This is a genomic window from Cytobacillus depressus, from assembly GCF_008923245.1.
In the GTDB taxonomy this organism is placed as follows: domain Bacteria; phylum Bacillota; class Bacilli; order Bacillales; family Cytobacillaceae; genus Cytobacillus; species Cytobacillus depressus.
This window is the reverse complement of record NZ_WBOS01000001.1, coordinates 829,305-849,881: the sequence shown is the minus strand read 5'-3', so window position 1 is coordinate 849,881 and position 20,577 is coordinate 829,305. Positions and strand designations below refer to the sequence as shown.

Annotated in this window: 16 protein-coding genes and 1 other annotated feature; of the genes, 13 read left to right on the top strand and 3 right to left on the bottom strand. The window is 38.5% G+C overall.

Annotation, left to right across the window (positions count from 1 at the left end):
- Positions 1–99 precede the first annotated feature (99 nt).
- Together lon and yihA are read left to right on the top strand one after the other, a co-directional pair.
- The gene (gene lon, locus F7731_RS04110; RefSeq protein WP_151533483.1) at positions 100–2,427 is read left to right on the top strand and encodes an endopeptidase La; all 2,328 of its coding nucleotides are present in this window, start codon (positions 100–102) and stop codon (positions 2,425–2,427) included.
- Positions 2,424–3,005: a ribosome biogenesis GTP-binding protein YihA/YsxC gene (gene yihA / locus F7731_RS04105; protein ID WP_151533482.1), complete on the top strand. Its 582-nt coding sequence runs from the start codon at positions 2,424–2,426 to the stop codon at positions 3,003–3,005. The genes lon and yihA overlap by 4 nt, the downstream gene beginning before the upstream one ends.
- A 92-nt stretch (positions 3,006–3,097) precedes the next feature.
- On the opposite strand, the gene F7731_RS04100 is transcribed toward yihA, so the two are convergent.
- Complete coding sequence (locus tag F7731_RS04100; protein WP_151533481.1) at positions 3,098–3,580, bottom strand: LiaI-LiaF-like domain-containing protein; 483 nt, start codon at positions 3,578–3,580, stop codon at positions 3,098–3,100.
- 233 nt (positions 3,581–3,813) lie between these two features.
- On the opposite strand from F7731_RS04100, the gene hemA reads away from it, so the two are divergent.
- From hemA to ysxE, 8 genes are all read left to right on the top strand, one after another.
- Positions 3,814–5,160, top strand: a complete 1,347-nt coding sequence (gene hemA / locus F7731_RS04095) for a glutamyl-tRNA reductase (RefSeq protein WP_151533480.1) — start codon at positions 3,814–3,816, stop codon at positions 5,158–5,160.
- A gap of 14 nt (positions 5,161–5,174) precedes the next feature.
- On the top strand, positions 5,175–6,008 hold the full coding sequence (locus tag F7731_RS04090; RefSeq protein WP_151533479.1) for a cytochrome c biogenesis protein: 834 nt from the start codon (positions 5,175–5,177) through the stop codon (positions 6,006–6,008).
- Positions 6,009–6,022: 14 nt separating this feature from the next.
- Positions 6,023–6,958 carry a hydroxymethylbilane synthase gene (gene hemC / locus F7731_RS04085; protein WP_151533478.1) on the top strand — a complete coding sequence of 312 codons (936 nt, stop codon included), beginning with the start codon at positions 6,023–6,025 and terminating at the stop codon, positions 6,956–6,958.
- Positions 6,955–7,749 carry a uroporphyrinogen-III synthase gene (locus tag F7731_RS04080; RefSeq protein WP_151533477.1) on the top strand — a complete coding sequence of 265 codons (795 nt, stop codon included), beginning with the start codon at positions 6,955–6,957 and terminating at the stop codon, positions 7,747–7,749. Before hemC ends, F7731_RS04080 begins: the two co-directional genes overlap by 4 nt.
- A 20-nt stretch (positions 7,750–7,769) precedes the next feature.
- Positions 7,770–8,747, top strand: coding sequence for a porphobilinogen synthase (gene hemB, locus F7731_RS04075; protein ID WP_151533476.1), 978 nt, complete (start codon positions 7,770–7,772; stop codon positions 8,745–8,747).
- Positions 8,748–8,770: 23 nt separating this feature from the next.
- The gene (gene hemL, locus F7731_RS04070; protein WP_151533475.1) at positions 8,771–10,060 is read left to right on the top strand and encodes a glutamate-1-semialdehyde 2,1-aminomutase; all 1,290 of its coding nucleotides are present in this window, start codon (positions 8,771–8,773) and stop codon (positions 10,058–10,060) included.
- 129 nt (positions 10,061–10,189) lie between these two features.
- A complete protein-coding gene (gene spoVID, locus F7731_RS04065) occupies positions 10,190–11,332 on the top strand; it encodes a stage VI sporulation protein D (RefSeq protein ID WP_151533474.1) in 1,143 nt (380 codons plus the stop codon).
- Positions 11,333–11,546: 214 nt separating this feature from the next.
- Entirely contained in the window at positions 11,547–12,611 is a 1,065-nt protein-coding gene (gene ysxE / locus F7731_RS04060; protein WP_151533473.1) for a spore coat protein YsxE, read from the top strand.
- Between the two features lie 12 nt (positions 12,612–12,623).
- Here the strand turns inward: ysxE and F7731_RS04055 are convergent, their stop codons facing one another.
- The gene (locus F7731_RS04055; protein ID WP_151533472.1) at positions 12,624–12,815 is read right to left on the bottom strand and encodes a hypothetical protein; all 192 of its coding nucleotides are present in this window, start codon (positions 12,813–12,815) and stop codon (positions 12,624–12,626) included.
- Positions 12,816–13,055: 240 nt separating this feature from the next.
- Positions 13,056–13,335 (top strand) — a binding site (T-box leader).
- Between the two features lie 123 nt (positions 13,336–13,458).
- On the opposite strand from F7731_RS04055, the gene F7731_RS04050 reads away from it, so the two are divergent.
- The 3 genes from F7731_RS04050 (at position 13,459) to F7731_RS04040 (ending at position 19,356) form a co-directional block, all read left to right on the top strand.
- On the top strand, positions 13,459–16,104 hold the full coding sequence (locus F7731_RS04050) for a valine--tRNA ligase (protein WP_151533471.1): 2,646 nt from the start codon (positions 13,459–13,461) through the stop codon (positions 16,102–16,104).
- Between the two features lie 148 nt (positions 16,105–16,252).
- Positions 16,253–17,560 (top strand): bifunctional folylpolyglutamate synthase/dihydrofolate synthase, encoded by a 1,308-nt coding sequence (locus tag F7731_RS04045; RefSeq protein WP_151533470.1) that lies wholly within the window; start codon positions 16,253–16,255, stop codon positions 17,558–17,560.
- 80 nt (positions 17,561–17,640) lie between these two features.
- Positions 17,641–19,356, top strand: coding sequence for a sensor domain-containing diguanylate cyclase (locus F7731_RS04040; protein WP_151533469.1), 1,716 nt, complete (start codon positions 17,641–17,643; stop codon positions 19,354–19,356).
- Between the two features lie 270 nt (positions 19,357–19,626).
- Here the strand turns inward: F7731_RS04040 and F7731_RS04035 are convergent, their stop codons facing one another.
- On the bottom strand, positions 19,627–20,574 hold the full coding sequence (locus tag F7731_RS04035) for a hypothetical protein (protein ID WP_151533468.1): 948 nt from the start codon (positions 20,572–20,574) through the stop codon (positions 19,627–19,629).
- Positions 20,575–20,577: the final 3 nt, after the last annotated feature.

Below are 20,577 nucleotides of genomic sequence, written 5' to 3'. Positions count from 1 at the left end.
TTAAATTAGACACTATGATCTAAATAAGTTAGAATTGACAAAGAAAATATTAGCTAATTTTGCTAATGAAAGATATGTAATTGGAGGTGCTTCCTAGTTATGGCGAAAAAGAGCGAAATCATCGTCCCCCTCCTACCGCTTCGGGGTTTGCTTGTTTATCCGACTATGGTGCTTCATTTAGATGTTGGCCGTGAAAAGTCCATTCAAGCTCTTGAAAAAGCGATGGTAGAAGACCATTTGATTTTCCTAACTACTCAAAAAGAAATATCAATAGATGAACCAGCAGAAGACGATCTATATACTATAGGTACTCTGACACGTGTGAAACAAATGCTTAAACTACCTAATGGTACGATTCGTGTGTTAGTTGAAGGATTGAATAGAGCGCAAATTATTGATTTTAAGGATGAGCCAGATCACTATTCGGTGAGTATTGAGGTTTTCGATGAAGAAATAACAAAAGATGTTGAAGATCAAGCGTTAATGCGGACTATGCTAGAATATTTTGAACAATACATAAAAGTATCAAAAAAAGTATCTGCAGAGACATATTCAGCAGTTGCTGATATTGAAGAACCTGGGCGTATGGCAGATATTATCTCTTCTCATTTACCTTTAAAGCTGAAGGAAAAGCAAGTTATTTTAGAAACCTTCGATGTAAAGGAAAGAATGAATCGGGTTATTGAAATCATTCATAATGAAAAAGAAGTATTAAATTTAGAAAAGAAGATCGGTCAGCGTGTCAAGAAATCAATGGAGCGCACCCAGAAGGAATACTATTTGCGGGAGCAAATGAAAGCTATTCAGAAGGAGCTAGGCGATAAAGAAGGCAAGACGGGGGAAATTGCCGAGCTTACCGAAAAAATCGAAAAAGCTGGCATGCCAGAGCATGTTCAAGAGACAGCTTTAAAAGAGCTTGACCGCTATGAGAAAATTCCTTCAAGCTCGGCTGAAAGCGGCGTGATCCGCAATTATATTGAATGGCTCCTTTCGCTCCCATGGAACAAGGCAACGGAAGATGATTTAGATATTCATAAAGCTGAACGCATCCTAAATGATGAGCATTACGGTCTTGAAAAAGTGAAAGAACGTGTACTAGAATATTTGGCTGTTCAAAAGCTGACCAATTCATTAAAGGGCCCGATTCTTTGTCTTGCAGGACCGCCAGGAGTTGGGAAAACGAGTCTCGCCCGTTCCATTGCGACTTCATTAAACCGAAACTTTGTGCGCATTTCACTTGGCGGGGTACGCGATGAATCGGAAATTCGCGGGCATAGAAGAACGTATGTAGGTGCGATGCCAGGCCGAATTATTCAAGGAATGAAGAAGGCAGGAACGATTAATCCTGTATTTTTACTTGATGAAATTGACAAAATGTCTAGCGACTTTCGCGGCGATCCTTCTTCAGCCATGCTTGAAGTGTTAGACCCGGAACAAAACAATAATTTTAGCGACCATTATATTGAAGAAACATATGACCTTTCAAAAGTAATGTTTATTGCAACTGCGAATAATTTAGCAACTATTCCGGGACCATTACGAGATCGGATGGAAATCATTACGATTGCTGGCTATACGGAGCTAGAGAAAATTCATATTGCTAAAGATCATCTTCTACCTAAACAAATAAAGGAGCATGGTCTTTCGAAAGCACAGCTGCAAATTCGCGAGGACGGAATTCAAAAAATTGTGCGCTACTATACAAGAGAAGCGGGAGTTCGCGGACTTGAACGTCAGCTTGCAACCGTTTGCCGAAAAACTGCTAAAATTATCGTTTCTAGCGAGAAGAAAAAAGTGATTATCTCAGAAAAAAATGTCGAGGATTTCTTAGGAAAAGAGAAATTCCGTTATGGACAGGCCGAGCTTGAAGATCAGGTTGGAGTGGCAACAGGACTTGCTTATACAACTGTTGGCGGGGATACATTGCAAATCGAAGTATCTCTTTCACCAGGGAAAGGGAAGCTCGTTCTCACTGGAAAGCTTGGTGATGTGATGAAGGAATCAGCTCAAGCCGCATTCAGTTATATTCGTTCAAAAGCGAATGAGCTAGGCATCGAAGAGAATTTTCACGAAAAATATGATATTCATATTCACGTTCCGGAGGGAGCTGTGCCGAAGGATGGTCCATCCGCTGGGATTACGATGGCAACTGCACTCGTATCTGCACTATCCGGAAAACGAGTACGTAAAGAGGTAGGTATGACAGGAGAAATTACCTTACGGGGACGCGTGCTGCCAATTGGCGGTCTAAAAGAAAAAACACTTAGCGCTCATCGAGCTGGTTTAACAAAAATCATTCTTCCAAAGGATAATGAGAAAGATATTGAAGATATTCCAGAAAGCGTCCGTGAGGAGCTTAAATTCGTGCTTGTCTCCCATGTCGACGAAGTATTAGAGCATGCACTGATTGGAGATGCAGAGGTATGAAAGTAAATTCAGCAGATATCGTGATAAGTGCGGTAAAGCCTGACCAATATCCTGGTGAGGCTTTACCTGAGTTTGCGCTTGCAGGAAGATCCAATGTTGGGAAATCCTCGTTTATAAACAAAATGTTAAATCGAAAAAGCTTAGCAAGAACTTCATCAAAACCGGGAAAAACGCAAACTTTAAACTTTTTCCTTATTAATGAAATTTTGCACTTTGTCGATGTACCAGGTTACGGTTACGCTAAGGTTTCGAAAAAAGAACGAGAAGCCTGGGGCAAAATGATTGAAACGTACTTAACGTCAAGAGAACAACTCAAAGCTGTTGTGTTAATTGTTGATTTACGTCATCCACCGACACAGGATGATATTATGATGTATGATTTCTTAAAGCATTACGAATTACCATGTGTCATTATTGCGACCAAGGCTGATAAAGTGCCAAAATCGAAATGGCAAAAGCATATAAAAATTACGAAGGAAACGTTAGACCTTGATCCAACAGATCATCTTATCCTCTTTTCGTCCGAAACAGGGCAAGGTAAAGATGAAGCGTGGAGTGTGTTACAAAGTTATATGTAAACGTAAACCCCGTTGCAGATGAGCAACGGGGTTTTTCAGCTATAACTTTGTATAATAGAAAAACAAATTAGGGAATAATATAGACTATCTCTCTATTTCTTTCTCAAGAGAAAATAGATTCCAACCAGAATAAAGATGGCTGGCCAAAACTTCCAGGCTGTGGATACACCATTTTCTAACAGCCCAAACCAAATAATGATCCGATCATAAAACAGCAACAGACAGGCTAAAATTAAAAAAAGGATGCCTTGGAATAAACCAGATCTCGTCTTTTGATGCTGCAGTAAAAAGCCAAGAGCGATAATTAAAATAAAGGTTCCGATATGATCCGGCCAAATGTCTAACCGATTAACGACATGAAAATGAAGGCCAAAGCCTGTTAATATCACTCCGGGAAGAATGGCGTGATAATCCTTTGCTCCATATCCTTGAAATAAAAAGGCTAGGCCAATAATAATAAATAAAGTCGGCCATGTAAAAAAGGGCTGCAACATAGTGATATTCGATTGTTGGAGAAAGAAATAGGCTCCAAAGCCAATAAGAATAATTCCAGGAAATATTCTCTGATTTTTCATATTAACACCGCTTCCAAATATGGTTCACTTGAATCTATTCCTTTTTTTGGTACTGTACATAAGGGAGTAATTTGTCGAAAAGAACAAATTGAATAACTTATATTCATATCAATTAATATTACTGAATATTTTACCATAGGAGTTCAAGATCTGTTCACATTTTCGCATAAATTCATGAGATATTAATGTTACAATAATATTATAGCGTGCTATTAATTTGGGGGGTCCATTTAATGCATATCGTAGTTGTTGGTCTAAATTATAAAACAGCCCCTGTCGAAATTCGGGAAAAATTGACGTTTAACCCAACACAACTGACAGATGCCATGACAACATTAAAGAACAAAAAAAGCATATTAGAGAATGTTATTCTGTCAACCTGTAATCGGACTGAAATTTATGCTGTTGTTGATCAGCTTCATACAGGCCGTTACTATATTAAAGAATTTTTATCTGAATGGTTTCAAATAGAGAAAGAAGAATTTTCTCCTTATTTGTTTATATATGAGCAAGAAGGGGCAATTGAGCATTTATTTAATGTCGCATGTGGATTAAACTCGATGATTCTTGGAGAAACACAAATTTTAGGACAGGTCCGGACAAGTTTTCTACAAGCACAGGAAAATCAAACGATTGGCACTGTATTTAATCATCTATTTAAAGAAGCGGTTACATTAGCGAAACGAGCCCATTCAGAAACAGAAATTGGTGCGAATGCTGTTTCTGTCAGTTATGCAGCAGTAGAATTAGCGAAGAAAATTTTTGGTTCACTTGAGAATAAGCATGTTCTTATTTTGGGAGCCGGTAAAATGGGTGAGCTTGCTATTCAAAACCTGCATGCGAATGGGGCAAAAAAAGTAACGGTTATTAACCGTACTTTTGAGAAGGCTCAAGATTTAGCAGGCCGCTATTCAGGGAAGGCAAAAACACTTCAAGAGCTGCAATGCGCTTTAATCGAAGCGGATATTTTGATCAGTTCAACTGGAGCGAAGGGTTTCGTTATTACAAAGGATATGATGGCTACCGCTGAGAAAATGAGAAAAGGGAAACCATTGTTCATGGTGGATATCGCCGTCCCTCGTGATCTTGATCCAAAGCTTGCTGAATTAGATAGTGTGTTCCTATACGATATTGATGACCTTGAAGGAATTGTAGAAGCAAACTTGCAAGAACGTAAAAAAGCCGCCGCAATTATTCAGCTTATGATTGAAGAGGGAATTGTTGAATTCAAACAATGGCTGAATTTGCTAGGAGTCGTTCCGGTTATTTCTGCATTGCGGGAAAAAGCACTAGCGATTCAAGCGGAAACAATGGAAAGCATTGAAAGAAAGCTGCCTAGTTTAAGTGATCGCGAGAAGAAAGTACTAAATAAACATACAAAAAGTATTATCAACCAGCTTTTAAAGGATCCTATTTTACAGGCAAAAGAAATAGCTGGGGGAAGAGATGCTGATAAGGAATTAGATTTATTTATGAAAATCTTTAATATTGAAGAACTTGTTTCCGAGCGGAAATTGACAGCAGTAGCCGAATCGCAAAAAACTAGCGCTCACATAACACAGGCTTCCTTTCAATCTTAACAGGAGTTCTGACTATGTTTGATATATTTATGACACGGCTGCATGAAGTGACTGTAGTTCTGTATGCCTTAAGTGTCTTATTATACTTTATTGACTTTTTACAGCATAACCGGAAGGCAAATCGAGCGGCCTTCTGGTTACTTGCATTTGTATGGCTTTTGCAAACGGTGTTTTTATTTCTTTATATGGTGAAAACAGGCAGGTTCCCAGTCCTTACGATTTTTGAAGGTTTATATTTTTATGCTTGGGTACTGATTACATTATCATTAACTATTAACCGCTTTATGCGGGTAGATTTCATTGTTTTTTTTACGAATGTGCTAGGATTTATCATAATGGCCATTCATACATTTGCACCCGTTCAATACGAATCATCGGTGATGGCACAGAGGCTCATTTCTGAATTGCTGTTTATTCATATTACCGTAGCCATTTTGTCATACGGAGCCTTTTCTTTATCTTTTGTTTTTTCCATATTATATTTAATTCAGTATGATCTTTTAAAAAGAAAAAAATGGGGAGCACGTCTATTAAGGCTAGCGGATTTATCAAAGCTGGATAAAATGTCGTACGTACTGAATGTTATTGGTGTGCCGATGTTGATGATTAGCTTAATATTAGGAATCCAGTGGGCTTACTTAAAGGTGCCACATATGATTTGGTACGATTCCAAAGTAATTGGTTCCTTTGTTGTTATAGTTGTATACAGTATTTATCTTTATTTAAAAGTAGGCAAAGGGCTTGCCGGAAAGCAATTAGCATTATGGAATATTGCTTCCTTTCTCATTGTTTTAATTAATTTCTTTTTATTTGGTTCATTATCATCATTCCATTTCTGGTATTCATAATGTAGGAGGCAGTCATGAGAAAAATTATTGTAGGTTCACGGAGAAGTAAACTTGCTTTGACACAAACAAATTGGGTGATTGATCAATTAAAAGCAATTGATCCTTCGTTTGAATTCGAAGTAAAAGAAATTGTGACTAAAGGGGACCGCATTCTAGATGTGACACTTTCAAAGGTCGGCGGAAAAGGTTTGTTTGTAAAGGAAATTGAAATGGCCATGCTTGATAAGGAAATTGATATGGCTGTACATAGTATGAAGGATATGCCGGCCATTCTTCCAGAAGGCTTGATGATTGGTTGTATTCCCGCTAGAGAAGATCATCGGGATGCGCTTATTTCAAAAGGTCATATTCGCTTTGAAGACTTGAAGCCTGGTGCAATTATCGGTACGAGCAGCTTGCGCAGAGGAGCACAGCTATTAGCACGTCGTCCGGATTTAGAAATTAAATGGATCCGCGGAAATGTAGATACAAGACTAGCAAAGCTTGAAACGGAAGAGTATGATGCAATTCTCTTAGCTGCTGCCGGGTTAAAACGCTTAGGTTGGGCGAGTGATGTAGTAACAGAATTATTAGATCCAGATATTTGTTTGCCAGCTATTGGTCAAGGGGCATTATCAATCGAGTGCCGAAGTGATGATAAAGAGCTTCGTGGTCTGTTAGACAAATTTACTTGTAAGAACACAGAAGCAACTGTAAGAGCAGAGCGGGCATTCCTTCACAAAATGGAGGGTGGCTGCCAAGTGCCGATCGCAGGGTATGCAGAGCTTAATGAACAAGATGAAATTGTCTTAACAAGCCTTGTAGGCTCACCTGACGGAAAAATTATTTACTCTGAGCAAGTAAAAGGCGCAAATCCTGAGGAAGTTGGGATTGAAGCGGCAAATAGCTTGATTCAACAAGGAGCGAAAGACTTAATTGATCAAGTGAAAAAGGAGCTGGAGGGCGAATGACCGGTGAAGGCGAGGCCCTGGACCTTCCTTTAAAAGGAAGGTCAGTTCTGATTCCTAGGGGGAAGGAGCAGGCGAAATCATTTTCTGCTCTTATCGAAGGCTATGGGGGAATTCCAGTTGAAATCCCTCTCATTGCCTTCAAGCCTGTTCAGGTAACAGAAGAGATTCTATCAATTATCGCGCATTTGCATACATATGATTGGATTATTTTTACAAGCAATGTGGCGGTAGAGACCTTTCTTTCCTATCTAAATGATTCACAAAAAAGTAGCCTTCCCAAAATAGCGGCCATTGGAAAAAAAACAGAAGCTTGTTTGCAAGCTGCCGGTTTACATGCGGACTTTGTCCCAACGGAATATGTGGCGGAAGCATTTGTGGAACAATTTCTCCCTATTGCTGAAGCGGGAATGAAGGTATTAATCCCTAAAGGGAATTTAGCTAGAAATATTATTTATACAGCCTTAACTGAAAAAGGTGCCCATGTCGATGAGGTTATAATGTATGAAACTTTTTTTCCACATGAGAGCGTTAAAAAATTGCGGGAAAAGTTTTCCGCTGGGAAGATAGATATTCTTACTTTTACAAGTCCATCAACAATCGATCATTTTATGAGAGTAATGAAAGAAAACCAGCTTTTTCATAAGCTTAATGATTGTATAATCGGCTGTATCGGTCCAATTACAAGAGATAGAATAAATTCGTACGGGATACAAGTTCATTGTGAAGCAAAAACGTACACTGTAGACGATATGTTAGTAAGCATCATTGAATACTTACAAGAACAAAAATAGAAAAAATAGGAGTGAGTTCATTGGATATTCAATTCGCACGCCATAGAAGACTTCGCCAAAGCCCTAATATGAGAGCGTTAGTTCGAGAAAATCATTTAAGTACAAATGATTTTATCTATCCCATTTTTGTGGCTGAAGGTCATAACATAAAAAAAGAAATTTCCTCGATGCCAGGGATTTATAATTTATCCCTTGATCATTTAGAAGAGGAAATGAATGAAGTTGTTTCTTTAGGTATTAAATCTGTTCTTTTATTCGGGATTCCCCTTGAGAAGGATGAGTGTGGAAAACAGGCTTATCACGATCATGGAATTGTTCAGGAAGCGACGAGATTGATTAAAGAGAAATATCCTGAGACAATCGTTATTGCCGATACATGTCTGTGCGAATACACTAGCCACGGCCATTGCGGCGTGATTGAAAATGGACAAGTTTTAAATGACCCATCACTTGAATTACTAGTGCAGACGGCTGTAAGCCAAGCTAAGGCTGGTGCCGATATCATTGCCCCGTCTAATATGATGGACGGATTCGTTGCTGCGATTCGTACGGGCCTTGATGAAGCTGGATTTGAACATATTCCGATTATGTCTTATGCGGTGAAATATGCGTCTGCGTTCTACGGTCCGTTCCGCGATGCTGCAGACAGCACGCCACAATTTGGCGATCGAAAAGCATATCAAATGGACCCTGCTAACCGAATGGAAGCTTTGCGTGAAGCTGAATCAGACTTACTTGAGGGAGCAGATTTCCTCATTGTTAAACCGGGAATGCCTTATCTTGATATTGTCCGTGATGTGAAAAATAATATTAACTTGCCACTTGTCATTTATAATGTGAGCGGCGAATATTCCATGGTAAAAGCAGCTGCGCAAAACGGCTGGATCGATGAAGAAAGAATTGTTATGGAAATGCTTGTTGGCATGAAGCGTGCAGGCTGTGACCTAATCATCACCTATCACGCAAAAGACGCAGCAAGATGGCTGCGGAATCAATAATAATAAATGAGAAGAGGGATGATATGCGCTCTTACGAAAAATCAATTCAGGCTTTTAAAGAAGCAAGTACATTAATGCCAGGTGGAGTAAACTCTCCTGTTCGGGCATTTAAATCAGTCAAAATGGATCCGATCTTTATGGAAAGAGGAAAAGGATCAAAAATTTACGATATTGATGGCAATGAATATATTGATTATGTATTATCATGGGGCCCCCTAATTTTAGGACATTCCAATGATCGTGTCGTTGAAGCCATTAAAAAGGTTGCTGAAATGGGAACAAGCTTTGGAGCACCGACTATAAAAGAAAATGAACTGGCTAAGCTTGTACAGGAAAGAGTTCCTTCCATTGAAATTGTTCGTATGGTTTCTTCCGGTACTGAAGCAACGATGAGTGCGTTAAGATTGGCACGTGGGTATACTGGACGCAATAAAATTTTAAAATTTGAAGGCTGCTACCATGGACATGGCGATTCCCTGCTTATTAAAGCCGGCTCTGGTGTTGCTACACTTGGACTTCCTGATAGCCCAGGAGTGCCTGAAAGCGTAGCGAGTAATACGATTACGGTTCCTTATAATGATCTTGAAAGTGTTAAATTCGCGTTTGAGCAATTCGGTGAAGATATCGCCTGTATTATTGCCGAGCCTGTTGCTGGAAACATGGGAGTTGTCCCACCGCTTCCTGGCTTTTTAGAAGGGTTAAGAGAAATCACAACTCAATACGGCGCTCTTTTAATTTTTGACGAAGTAATGACAGGTTTCCGTGTGGACTATAATTGTGCACAAGGCTATTACAATGTTACTCCCGATCTTACTTGCTTAGGTAAAGTTATTGGCGGTGGACTTCCTGTTGGTGCTTATGGTGGAAAGGCTGAAATTATGGAACAAATTGCTCCAAGCGGCCCAATCTATCAAGCAGGAACATTGTCTGGAAATCCATTAGCGATGACAGCCGGATATGAAACTTTAATTCAGCTAACTCCAGACTCTTATAAAGAGTTCCAAAGAAAAGGGGACATTCTCGAAGCAGGTATTAAAGCAGCTGCTGAAAAATATGAGATTCCTTGTACGATTAATCGCGCAGGTTCCATGATCGGATTCTTCTTTACAAATGAAGATGTTATTAACTACGATAAGGCAAAATCATCGAATCTTGATTATTTTGCTTCATATTATCGGGAAATGGCAAATCAAGGAGTATTCCTCCCGCCTTCTCAATTTGAAGGATTATTCTTATCAACAGCACACAGTGATGAAGATATTGAAAAAACTTTGCAAGCAGCTGAAATAGCTTTTTCAAAGTTAAGAGGATAAATATACTGACACCCATCTATGTATAGATGGGTGTTTTTTTATGTTTTTCAATCATAAAAAAATTAACAGGCTCATAAAGTGTAAATGACATAGTGATTAAACGTGAAGGTTATGAAAGGAGGAGTCGCTTTGTCTCAAGGAAACCCATCGTGTTTACGATTTTCTTTAGAGGAATCTGTATGGTTTCAAAAAGGACAGGAAGTGTCAGAGTTATTATCAATTTCCCTTGATCCGGATATACTCATTCAAGAAAATGACCAATATGTAACGATTCAAGGAGCACTTGAGCTATCAGGTGAATATAAACGATATGAAACAGATGGATTTGAAGAAGAGAATAATTTTATTGCTCCGAAATTTATTCAAGTTGTGGAAGAAAGAGATGAGGGTGTATGTGAATTTACTCATTTCTTTCCGGTAGATATTACAATCCCGTATAATCGAATTCAAAGCATTCATGAAATTGATGTTTCTGTAGAGTCTTTTGACTATGTATTTCCTGAAAGAAGCTGCTTGAAGCTAACGGCCAATTTAACGATTTCGGGCATATACGGGGAACAGCAGCATACACATGCTACAGTTAAAGCAGATAGTGAATACGAGCCGACTTATCGTTCACCCGCTAAGGCAGAAACGGACTTGAATTTGACGTCAGAGGAAGTAGAAGAAGATCATACTGATGAAGAACAAGAAAATGAAATTTATACAGAGTTTGAAGCTGAAGCGAGAAAACAGGCAAGCTTATTTGATGATAAAGAAGAAATAACAACTCGTGCAAGCAAAGAAGATGAGAATAAAGAGGAAAAGGTTAAGAAAATGTTGGAAGTTTCTTTTAAAGACAATAGAAGCGAACATTTACCTCCTTCTGCACAAGAAATTTATAAGATGCCGAAGACCGAAGAAAGTTCATTAGTGGAAAGTAAAGTTGTTGAATCTTCATCTGAACAAGAGTTCGGAGGGATGGAGGAAAGCTCCGATTATGAATTGAAGGAAACCATCCTTGAGAAAGAAGAAGTATTAGAAAAAAAGAAGAAAAAGCTACTTTCTAAAAAGAAAAGCATGAGCTTAACAGAATTTTTTGCCCGTAAAACAGAGGAAAATATCGCCAAATTAAAAGTGTGCATCGTCCAAAATGGAGATACTGTCCATATGATTGCTGAAAAATATGATATTCCAGTCCATCGACTGCTAAGTGTCAATCATTTGGAAATTAATCAAGATATATATGAAGGGCAGGTCCTTTATATCCCAGTTGCGGTAGCCCAAAAATAATGTAAAAAACAAGCTGGGCAGGTAACCATCAAACCTGCCCGGCTATTTTTTTGGCGCTTACGCTTTTCTATTTGTCTAGCTCCAGCACCTACCCCCTCGAGGTCACAAGCCAATCCTCTCAGAAAGGTAAAGCTCACCTTCCCGAGAGGCTTGTCTTGTGCTTGTCGGGGGTGACCAAGGCGCTTACGCTTTTCTATGAAAGTGAGTGATTCTTATGTATGAGAAGAATCGTTTAGAAAAGGTGTATCCCATTTTGAAAAATTATGCAATCGAACCCCATTTTGTCGAGAACTTCGGCAAAATCCAAAAGGTTTATTCCAATAAAGGCGTTTTTGCTTTGAAGAAAATTAATCCAAAGCAAGGCGGGGATTTCGTCAAGCATATCCAATCATTGTACCAGAAAGGCTATAACCGCATCGTTCCTATATTTCCTACGATTGATGGCAGATATGGTGTTTTACATGAACATAATCTATATTATCTAATGCCCTGGTTAGTGAACGAAGAAAATGAAAAAGGGCATGAGCGACATCATCAGCTCTTTCGCGAATTAGCACGGCTTCACACTTTATCAACAAATGATATTAAAGTGAACAAAGAGGATCGAACAGATCACTATGAAAAAACCTTGCTAGAATGGGAAAAGCATCAGGATTTTTTAGAGGGCTTTATGGAAGCTTGTGAGCAAAGAACGTATATGTCACCTTTTGAATTAATGTTCGTGCTTTCATATAATGACATTCAACAGGCATTAAATTATTCCATTAAAAATCTAAAAGCTTGGTATGAAAAAACGAAGGATGATGAAAAGGCGCGGGTTGTCACAGTTCACGGAAAAATCTCTACTGATCATTTTTTATACGATGAAAGGGGCTATGGGTATTTCTCGAATTTTGAACAGGCAAGACAAGGCTCTCCTATTCATGATATTTTGCCTTTCCTATCACGGTCATTAAAGACTTTTCCAAAAAGAGCTGAAGATTGCATCGAGTGGATTTATATGTATTTGAAGTATTTCCCTCTTCGAGAAGATGAGCTTCTGCTTTTCGCTAGCTATTTTGCCCATCCAGGAGCAGTCATCCGCACGGCAGAAAAATATTATAAAAATCCGAGCCGGCATAGTGAGAGAAAAATCCTTCAGCATTTTCAAAAGCATTATTGGCTAATTAAAAATTCTGAGTATGTGTTAATGCGAATGGAGGAAATTGAGAGGCAAAAGCAACAAGCGAAGGCACAGGCTGAAGCAGCAGCCCAAGCAAACGAAGGAGCCCAAAATTGAATAGATTTTGGGCTAAAACCATTCAAAATGAAAAGCAACCGCAAGCAAAATCAAAATCGCTAGGAATAGCACATCAAATGTCGTTGGAAAAAGAATCACCCGTATTCCTTGAAAACAGCAAAAAGGAATAATAAATTGACAGCAAGCTCCTCTAATCGTTCGTAACCACGGCGGCAAGGTATGAGGATTCCACCTTTTTCTCATTTACATGCCCCTTTCACACTTTTCTCATTACATTCTATGTGTAATCTTCAATGATAGTGCCTAATTTAATGATTAAATGAATGGTGGAAATCTAGAAATGCTAAATGTTTCATTTTTGAGTCATGAATTTGAGACGAAAGTGACGCACCAACTAGCACTCTGTTCGTATAATACATTAATAAAAAGGGAATAATGATTGACGACTATCTTATTTATAGGTACTATATTGAATATAATAAATGAACAGCAAAGACAGGGAAGAGTACGATAGCTATTTGCTTTAAGAGAGGAAAACTAGTAGCTGAAAGGTTTTCTAAGCAAAACTGTTGGAAGGTCGCCCTTGAGCTTCTTTCGCGAAAGAACGAACATTCAAGTAGTGAAGGACGGGAAATCCGTTATCTAGTTAAGAGTCAATCAAAATAATGATTGCTGACTGGTTTTTTAATTGAACCCAGTTTCGCCTTTCTATTTTGATTGAAAAAAAGGTGGTACCGCGAAGCATACTCCATTCGTCCTTTTATGGCGAATGGAGTTTTTTTATTTTTATGCTGTCTAGCTGCAGTGTCTAGCCCCGACGTATAGGACGTACTAGTCGGGGCTGAACTAGGCACTTCCGCATTTCAATTGAAAGGAATGATTTGAGATGGAAACAAAAGAATTAACGATGCCAACAAAGTATGATCCTCAATCAATCGAACAAGGACGTTATGAATGGTGGCTGAAAGGGAAATTTTTCGAAGCTAAGAACGATGCAAATAAAGAGCCGTACACGATCGTTATTCCACCACCGAACGTAACAGGAAGACTGCATTTAGGTCATGCATGGGATACAACGCTCCAAGATATTTTAACGCGAATGAAGCGCATGCAAGGCTATGATGTCCTATGGCTTCCAGGCATGGACCATGCCGGGATTGCCACTCAAGCGAAAGTTGAGGAAAAACTTCGTGGGGAAGGCAAAAGCCGCTATGATTTAGGCCGTGAAAAGTTTGTTGAAGAAACATGGAAATGGAAAGAGGAATATGCTAGCCATATTCGTCAGCAATGGTCTAAGCTCGGTCTTGGATTAGATTATTCACGTGAGCGCTTTACCCTTGATGAAGGCCTATCAAAAGCTGTTCGTGAAGTTTTTGTAACCTTATACAATAAAGGACTTATTTACCGTGGTGAATATATCATAAACTGGGACCCTTCAACGAAAACAGCTCTATCTGACATTGAGGTTATTCATAAAGATGTTCAAGGTGCTTTTTACCATATGAAATATCCGCTTACAGATGGCTCTGGATATATTGAAATTGCCACAACCCGCCCTGAAACGATGCTCGGTGATACTGCAGTAGCCGTTCATCCAGAAGATGATCGTTATAAGCATTTAATCGGAAAAACGGTTAAGCTGCCGATCGTTGGCCGTGAGATTCCAATCGTTGGCGATGATTATGTTGATATGGAATTTGGTTCAGGTGCAGTAAAAATTACACCAGCCCATGATCCGAACGATTTTGAAATCGGAAATCGCCACAATCTAGAGCGTGTTCTTGTGATGAATGAGGACGGCTCGATGAACGAAAAAGCTGGAAAATATAATGGGTTGGACCGTTTCGAATGCCGCAAGCAAATTGTAAAGGATCTTCAAGAGCAAGGTGTACTGTTCAAAATTGAAGAGCATATGCATTCAGTTGGTCATTCTGAGCGTAGCGGTGCTGTCGTTGAGCCATATTTATCGACACAATGGTTTGTAAAAATGCAGCCATTAGCTGATGAAGCCGTTGCTTTGCAATCAAAAGAGGAAAAAGTAAACTTTGTCCCAGACCGTTTTGAAAATACTTATATGCGCTGGATGGAAAATATTCGTGACTGGTGTATCTCTCGTCAGCTTTGGTGGGGCCATCGTATTCCAGCTTGGTACCATAAGGAAACTGGTGAAGTATACGTTGGACGTGTTGCACCAGAAGATATTGAAAACTGGGAACAGGATAAAGATGTGTTAGACACATGGTTTAGTTCCGCATTATGGCCTTTCTCTACTATGGGCTGGCCGGACACTGAATCTGAAGATTTTAAACGTTTTTACCCAACCGCCTGTCTCGTAACAGGCTATGACATTATTTTCTTCTGGGTATCACGGATGATTTTCCAAGGACTTGAATTTACAGGCCAAAGACCGTTTAAAGATGTATTGATCCATGGTCTAGTTAGGGATGCTGAAGGACGGAAAATGAGTAAATCTCTTGGCAATGGTGTCGATCCAATGGATGTAATCGACAAATACGGAGCCGATTCTCTTCGTTACTTCTTATCTACAGGAAGTTCACCAGGTCATGATTTGCGTTTCGGCATAGAAAAGGTTGAGGCCACTTGGAATTTTGCGAATAAAATTTGGAATGCCTCTCGTTTCGCTTTAATGAATATGGCTGGTTTAACATATGAAGAAATCGATTTATCAGGTGAAAAATCAGTTGCAGATAAATGGATTTTAACTCGACTAAATGAAACAATTGAGACAGTAACAAGATTATCTGATCGTTATGAATTTGGAGAAGTTGGCCGTGTTCTATACAACTTCATTTGGGATGATTTCTGTGACTGGTATATTGAGATGGCGAAGCTTCCACTATATGGAGAAGACGAAGCGGCGAAGAGAACAACACGTTCGATCCTAGCTTATGTTTTAGACAATACAATGCGTTTATTGCATCCGTTCATGCCGTTTATTACGGAAGAAATTTGGCAAAACCTTCCTCATTCTGGTGAATCGATTACGGTTGCTGAATGGCCAACGGTAAATGCTGAATTCACGGATCAAGAAGCTGCAGGTGAAATGAAGCTATTAGTTGAAATTATTCGTTCTGTTCGTAACAGCCGCGCAGAAGTAAATACACCAATGAGCAAGAAAATCAAAATGATTTTGAAAGCAAAAGATGAAGATATTCAAAAAACATTGGAAAATAACCGCGGCTATATTGAGCGCTTCTGTAATCCAGAGGAGTTAACGGTTGCAGTTGACGTTGAAATCCCTGAAAAGGCAATGACTTCAATCGTAACAGGAGCAGAAATTATTCTTCCGCTTGAAGGCCTAATCAATATCGAAGAAGAAGTTGCCCGCCTTCAGAAGGAATGGGAAAAACTAAATAAAGAAGTTGAGCGTGTTCAAAAGAAATTAGGTAATGAAGGCTTTATTAAAAAGGCTCCAGAAAAAGTAATTGAAGAAGAGAAAGCAAAAGAGAAGGACTACAGTGAAAAGAGAGCTGCAGTCGAAGCACGCATTAAAGAATTAAAAGGTGAATAATTTAGCAGAAGACGAATCCAGTGTTTGGGTTCGTCTTCCTCATGAGATAAGAATGATTATAAGTAGCCGATATAATCGAAAGTGACCGATATAATGGTGAAAGTAGCAGATATAACTGAAAAGTGACCGAAATAGGAGGCGCAATATCATGTTCACAACATACGAAGAGGCTGTTTCCTGGATTCATTCCAGACTGAGACTAGGAGTCAAGCCTGGACTAAAAAGAATGGAGTGGATGATGGAGAAACTGAATCATCCAGATAGAAGGATGAAATCTGTCCATATTGGCGGAACGAACGGAAAAGGCTCAACAGTTACGTATTTGCGCTCTATCCTGCAGGAGGCGGGCTATGCGGTAGGAACGTTTACTTCCCCATATTTCGAGCAATTTAATGAAAGAATCTCCTTAAATGGTGTGCCGATAAGCGATGAAGAGATTGTCCGTTTAGCCAATGACATTTATCCGCTTGCGGTCGAATTAGAGAAAACTGATCTCGGTGGTCCGACAGAATTTGAAATTATTACGGCCATGGCTTTTCAATACTTCGGCAATGTAAATCCAGTAGATATTGTCTTGTTTGAGGTAGGTCTCGGGGGAAGATTTGACTCTACTAACATCGTTTTGCCGATTCTCTCAATCATTACAAACATCGGACTTGACCACACCGGTATTCTCGGCGATACACATGCTGCTATTGCTTTTGAAAAAGCAGGTATTATTAAGCCGGGAATCAGTATCGTAACGGCGGTTAAGCAAGAAGAAGCGATCAATGTAATCAAAGAAAAAGCGGCCGAAATGAAGTCGCCTATCTATTTACTTGGCGAGCAAATGGCGATTAAAGCCCATCATTCTACCGAAAAGGGAGAAGTTTTTACGCTAAAGTCCCCTTATAAGGAATGGGATAATCTCGAAATTTCTATGGCAGGTAAGCATCAAACCGAAAATGCAGCATTGGCTGTTATGGCTGCGGAAGTCTTAAATAAGTTCTATGCATTTTTAATCGAGGACGAGCATATTTACACTGGATTTCAAAAAGCCTATTGGCCAGGAAGATTTGAAATTATTTCTTTAAAGCCTACGATTGTGATTGATGGAGCTCATAATGAAGAAGGAATTTCAGCGCTGGTAAGTGAACTAAATAACCGTTATAAAAATAATAAAATTTCATTGATTTTCACTGCTCTAGCAGATAAAAAACTCGACAAAATGATTATGAAATTAGATGCGATCGCAGATAAGATTACATTTGTCGAATTCAATTACCCAAGAGCAGCTCAAGCAGAATCATTATTTGATATGAGCAAAAATAGCAATAAAACTTTTAATAAGGATTGGAAAAGTGCAATAGAAGAAAATATTTCGGCGCAAAAAGAGGATGAAGTTCTCGTGATTACGGGTTCATTATACTTTTTATCCGAAATGAAGCCCTATCTTATGAAATTAGCAGTAAAATGATATGTGACATTATTTAGTAAATTTGATAAGATATTCTTATTATTAATTTCCTAATGTTGTTAATTCAGAGGGGTGGATATATGGTAAGCTCGACAATGAAAAAAGTAATTTGGGCAATATGGCTGCTCATTTGTCCAATCGGTCTTTGGATTACCTATCGTTTTTATCCGCCTCAAATTTCTGGATATGAAGTAGATATTATTATTTTCCTAATCCTTGCTTTCTTTGTAGCAGCCACTCCTATGGTCATAAATGGGTCTCCCATTTTCTTAATACAATGGGTTTCATGGGCTGTTTTCTTAACATTTGGCTTGTTTATTGAAATAATATTAGTCCAGCTAACATTGATCGTTTTATTTTTAAGAGTTAAATTGTCAAAGGAACAACTTTTTCGTGTTCCATTAAATTCACTCATGTTTTTTCTTGTTTCTTTCCTGAGTGGGATTATCTATTACGAACTCGGTGGACCTTCCGGCTCTAATATTGTAGCATTGCATTCATTCGTCTGGCTTCTCCCTTTATACCCGATTCTTTATTATGTGCTTAACCATTTCTTTTTTGGGGTCATAAATTTTCTGATTTATAAAGGGAAAAGAGAAACATTTGGGATCGATTTTGTATGGGAAACGATCACGACCATTATTACGTTCCCAATGGGGTACGTACTTTTCGTATTGTATAGAGAATTAGGGCTAGTTGCTTTATTTTTTGTCGGAATTCCTTTTGCCAGTCTTTCTATCATATTGAATCTTTATTATTCTAGTAAAAAAATTAATGAGCTTTTGCAAAATGCAGCAGAAATTGGTCACCAGCTTGCAGAAAGACTATATATCGATGAAGTACTAGATTTATTCATAAAGAAACTGCCGGACATGCTGCCTGTCGATTATGCCTATATTCTTGATATTGTCGATGATGAGGAATTGCATTTAATCCGCCAAGTTGAAAAAGGAAAAAAAGTATCCTCCAATATAGAACCGCTTAGAAAAAATGAGGGAATCAGCGGGCTCGTCTGGAAGCAAAAAAAGGCAGCATTATATAGTACTGCAAAAGAATGGAGAACGATTGTCAAAGGGTATATGCCTGAAAGTGCAGAAAGTGTTTTATGCGTTCCGATCGTTCGCAACAGCCAAGTAACCGGAATTCTTCTTCTTGCATCTACTGGGAAAAGTGCATATGAAAAATCCCAGCTCATGATCGTCGATATTCTTTGTTCACATTTTGCTGTCGCTATCGAAAATGCAAGAAACTATGAAGAAACTAAAGCGCAAAGTGAGCGCTGTGCATTAACAAGGCTTTATAATTATCGTTACTTTGACAATCTATTAAGTAATGAGTTTGAGAAACTATTAGATTGGAAAAGAGATAAAATCTCTCTAGTCATCCTAGACATTGATCATTTCAAATCAGTAAACGATATTTACGGTCACCAAAGCGGAAATGAAATCCTCTGTCAATTCGCAAGCCTTTTATTAAGCTTAATTGGCGATCAAGGGACTGTCGCTCGCTACGGCGGAGAAGAATTTGTCATCCTGCTCCCTGATATCGAAAAAAGGGAAGCATTTAAAATTGCCGAACGGATTAGAGTAACCATCTCTAATTACCCCTTTATTCTCGAACAGCATATCGGTAAAAACAATCAAACAAAGCGCGTCGACATTACCGCATCCATCGGAGTCGCAACCGCCCCACAAGACGCCGACGAACCCCTCGCCCTTATTCGCCATGCGGATAGAGCCTTGTATGTTGGGGCAAAGCGAGCGGGGAGAAATCGGGTGGCGGAGTATGTGAAGTGAGTAGATAAAAAAGGCCCCCTTACAATAGGTTAGGGGGTCTTGACTACGTTAAGATAACCACCTTAACATTTTATAGTCATTTAACTATAAAATTAGTAAGACATTTAAGGAGGTAATATAATGGAGTACTAAAGAAGATGTTATCTGAATAATAAATAATCTGCCAAAAAATGCGACATTAGAAGAAATTTTAAAAGAAATGCATGTAAGATTAAAGATTGAAAATGGAATTAAAGAATTAGACAGTGGCGACCCCCTTCTTAAAGAGTTCTAGGATTTGCCGTAATATGAAACTGACATAGAGATAGGGTCCACTTGCTGTACAGGTGGATTGTTCCCATTATTTCCGGGATTGGAGCATGAATTTTTAGATATATAGTATACTTCATATTTTTTGGTGCTATTATTCCATAAATATGTACCACCTTTTATACAGATTGAAAAAGAATTGTCTTTTTCGTAATTTCCATTAAACTCTATTTTTTGGTCGAAAAATGCATTTCCACTTATATATAGTGAGGAGGGATTCCCACTAAAAGATAAACCAGTAGTGAAATGGGCACTTCCATTTTCTATTTTTAACGGTTTTCCATTGCTCACTTTTACACCATGCTTATAACGAAAAATGACATTCTTATTAATATATTCACTAAGATGTTTGTTGTTTTCTTCAATAATACTATTATTCGGAGTTGGTGGGACTGGAATATTAGTAAACTGACCACCTATATTATTTGTAAAATCATTTAGCAATAGCCCATAGTTAATTTTTATTGTTGCAGTAATGGGAGTATTTTTATGGCCGTCACTAGTAAATGCCAATGATATTTCATCACTATTCTTGGCTAAGTTGAAGCTTTCAATTTTAAATAATAAGTTTTTATTAGTATTGACTTCTCCGTTTAAATAATTGATTTTGTTGTATACATTTACAATTATTATATCTGCATATTTATCGAAGGTTTTTTTCGGATTATCTTTTTCGTGCTGTTTTTTTACTTCATTTACCTGTTCTATATAAATATTTCTTACTCCTTGCTCAATATAGGTAATACCCATTTCAGCTCTTGCAGTCGATATTGATTTTTCTTCTAGGACAATATTTTGTTTTGCGCTTGTTGTTGATTGCGCCACAAATGTCAATGTAATGACCATAAATATAGTGATTGTTAGGAGAACTGTAACTAGCGCGTAGCCTTTTTCGTTATAAATATTCATAAA